Origin of the sequence: Frateuria sp., assembly GCF_013362045.1 — a bacterium.
GTDB lineage: Bacteria > Pseudomonadota > Gammaproteobacteria > Xanthomonadales > Rhodanobacteraceae > Frateuria_A.
In genome coordinates, this window is record NZ_JABFWW010000246.1 from 1 (window position 1) to 2,530 (window position 2,530).

Sequence of the window (2,530 nt, forward strand, 5' to 3'; positions counted from 1 at the left end):
AGCCGCTGCGGCGTGCCGACAGTGCGCCGCCGCGCGCCGCATCCGCGCTGCCGGCCACCGACGCGGACGCCGAGCTGCCGCCCGATGCCGACAGCGCCGATCCGCAGCTCTACCAGAACCTCGACTTCTACGGCTGGCTCGCCGCCAACGACACCGCCCAGGCGCGGCACTGACCCATGACGCGCTTCGCCCTGCTACCGCTGCTGCTTGCCCTGGCCGCACTCGCGCCACTGCATGCGCAGGACGCGCCGCCGCCCCCGCCGCCCGGCGCGGACGCCACGCTCCCTCCGCCGCGCCCCTGGCGCAACCTGGACCCGGCCCAGCAGGAGGTGCTCGCGCCGCTGCGCGACCAGTGGGACACCATGCCGCCGCAGCGACAGTCGCACTTGCTCAAGCGTGCCGAACATTGGGTCACCCTGCCGCCGGACCGCCGCGAGGAAATCCGCGAGCGCATCGCCCGCTGGCAGCAGATGACGCCCGAGGAACGCCAGCGCGCGCGGGCCAACATGCACAAGTTCCACCACCTGCCGCCGGACCAGCGCGAACGCCTGCACGACGCCTACGAGCATTTCCAGAACCTGCCGGTGGACCAGCGCGAACGCCTGCTGCGCCAGTGGCGCTCGCAGACCGTCGAGCAGCGCCTGCAAGGCCTCGACCATTCGCCGCGGAGGCCGCCGCCGGGCCATTGACGCAAACCCGACTTCCCCTGGAAGGAAGGTGCCGCCGGCCTCCCGCGATGGGCGAAGCGCACGCTCGAGGCCTCCCCTTCGAAGGACCGGTACGGATGGATCGAATGCCGCAAACCCGCACCCGGTCCGGACGGTTCAGGCAACCCCGCTCGACCTAGCCTTGGAATTGCGTTTCGCCACCACGGCTCACGCAGCTCTTGGCGACCAGTTCGTCGGCGAAGTCGGGTGTCAGCGCACCGTCGCGCAGCATCAGCTCGACGAAGTTGAAGACGTTGCGCGCATACATCTCCGACGCATGCAACGGTGCACCGGCCGGTAGGTTCAAGGGACCGAGGATGCTCACACCCGCGTGCTCGGCGCGCTCGCCCGGTCGGGTCAATTCGCAGTTGCCACCCCCTTCGGCCGCCAGGTCGACGATGAGGGCGCCGGGCTTCATGCCCTCGACCATCGCCGCGCTGATGATCTTCGGCGCCGGGCGTCCGGGCACCGCCGCGGTGGTGACGACCACGTCGACCAGCTTGAGATGCTCGGCCAGCGCCTGCTGCTGGGCGGCACGCTCCTCGGCGGACAGCTCGCGCGCATAGCCGCCGCTGCCGGCGGCGCTGACGCCCAGGTCGAGGAACTTCGCGCCCAGCGATTCGACCTGCTCGCGCGTTTCCGGGCGCACGTCGTAACCCTCGGTCTGCGCGCCGAGCCGGCGTGCGGTGGCGATCGCCTGCAATCCGGCCACGCCCGCGCCGATCACCAGCACGCGCGAGGGCCGGATGGTGCCGGCGGCGGTGGTCAGCATGGGGAAGAACTTCGGGCAGGCCTCGGCGGCGATCAGCATGGCGCGATAGCCGGCGACGGCGGCCTGCGAGCTCAGCACGTCCATCGCCTGGGCGCGGGTGGTGCGCGGCAGCAGTTCCAGCGCGAAGGCGGTGAGCTTGCGCCTGCCCAACGCCGCGATGCGCGTCGCCGCCCCATGCGGGCGCAGCTGGCCGACCACGATCGCGCCTTCGCGCATCTGGTCGTAGGCGGCATCGTCCGGCGGCAGCACGCAGGCCAGCAGGCCGGCCTGCGCCAGCACCTGCGCGGCGTCGGCGAATTCCACGTCGGCATAGGCGCTGTCGGGAAAACCGGCGGCGGTGCCGGCCTGCCGCTCCAGCAGCACGCGCACGCCCTTGCCGCGGAGTTTCTTCGCCACCTCGGGCGTGATCGCCACCCGCCGTTCGCCGGCAGCCACCTCGCGCAACGCGCCCACGGTCATCGTCATACGGATCCCCTTGCGGCTCCGCGCCATCCTAGCCCAACCACCCGGCGCACACAGGCTCGCTTGACCGGCGCGCCGGCAGCCGCAGTAGACTGGCCCACCGGCAACGCCAAGGCGGCGCGAACGGGGTCTTTGCAGGAGATCCCCTTGTGTCCACACCGATGCCGCTTTCCTCCATCGACCCGCTGATGCTCGCGGCCCGCCAGGCGCGCGAGCAAGCCTACGCGCCGTATTCAAACTTCCACGTCGGCGCCGCGGTGCTGACCCGCGACGGCCGCACCTTCGGTGGCTGCAACGTGGAGAACGCCGCCTACGGCCTGTGCAACTGCGCCGAGCGCACGGCGCTGTTCGGCGCCATCGCGGCCGGCTGCCGGCCGGGCGACTTCGTCCGGCTCGCGGTGATCGCCGACACGCCGGCGCCGGTCAGCCCCTGCGGCGCCTGCCGGCAGGTCATGGCCGAGCTGTGCGACGGCGACATGCCGGTGCTGCTGGGCAACCTTGCCGGCGAAATCCAGCACACCACGGTCGCCATGCTGCTGCCCGGCGCGTTCGCGCTGCCGGCGGCGCGGTGACGCGCAATGCAGCGTCT

Annotated in this window: 3 protein-coding genes; 2 read left to right on the forward strand and 1 reads right to left on the reverse strand. The window is 72.1% G+C overall.

What is annotated here, in order from left to right:
• Positions 1 to 176: 176 nt before the first annotated feature.
• Positions 177 to 689 carry a DUF3106 domain-containing protein gene (locus HOQ08_RS11710; protein WP_291194895.1) on the forward strand — a complete coding sequence of 171 codons (513 nt, stop codon included), beginning with the start codon at positions 177 to 179 and terminating at the stop codon, positions 687 to 689.
• Positions 690 to 843: 154 nt separating this feature from the next.
• Here the strand turns inward: HOQ08_RS11710 and HOQ08_RS11715 are convergent, their stop codons facing one another.
• A complete protein-coding gene (locus HOQ08_RS11715; RefSeq protein ID WP_291194898.1) occupies positions 844 to 1,944 on the reverse strand; it encodes an NAD(P) transhydrogenase subunit alpha in 1,101 nt (366 codons plus the stop codon).
• A gap of 158 nt (positions 1,945 to 2,102) precedes the next feature.
• Here HOQ08_RS11715 and cdd point away from each other — a divergent pair, with 158 nt between their 5' ends.
• On the forward strand, positions 2,103 to 2,513 hold the full coding sequence (gene cdd, locus HOQ08_RS11720) for a cytidine deaminase (protein ID WP_291194901.1): 411 nt from the start codon (positions 2,103 to 2,105) through the stop codon (positions 2,511 to 2,513).
• The last annotated feature ends 17 nt before the right edge of the window (positions 2,514 to 2,530 follow it).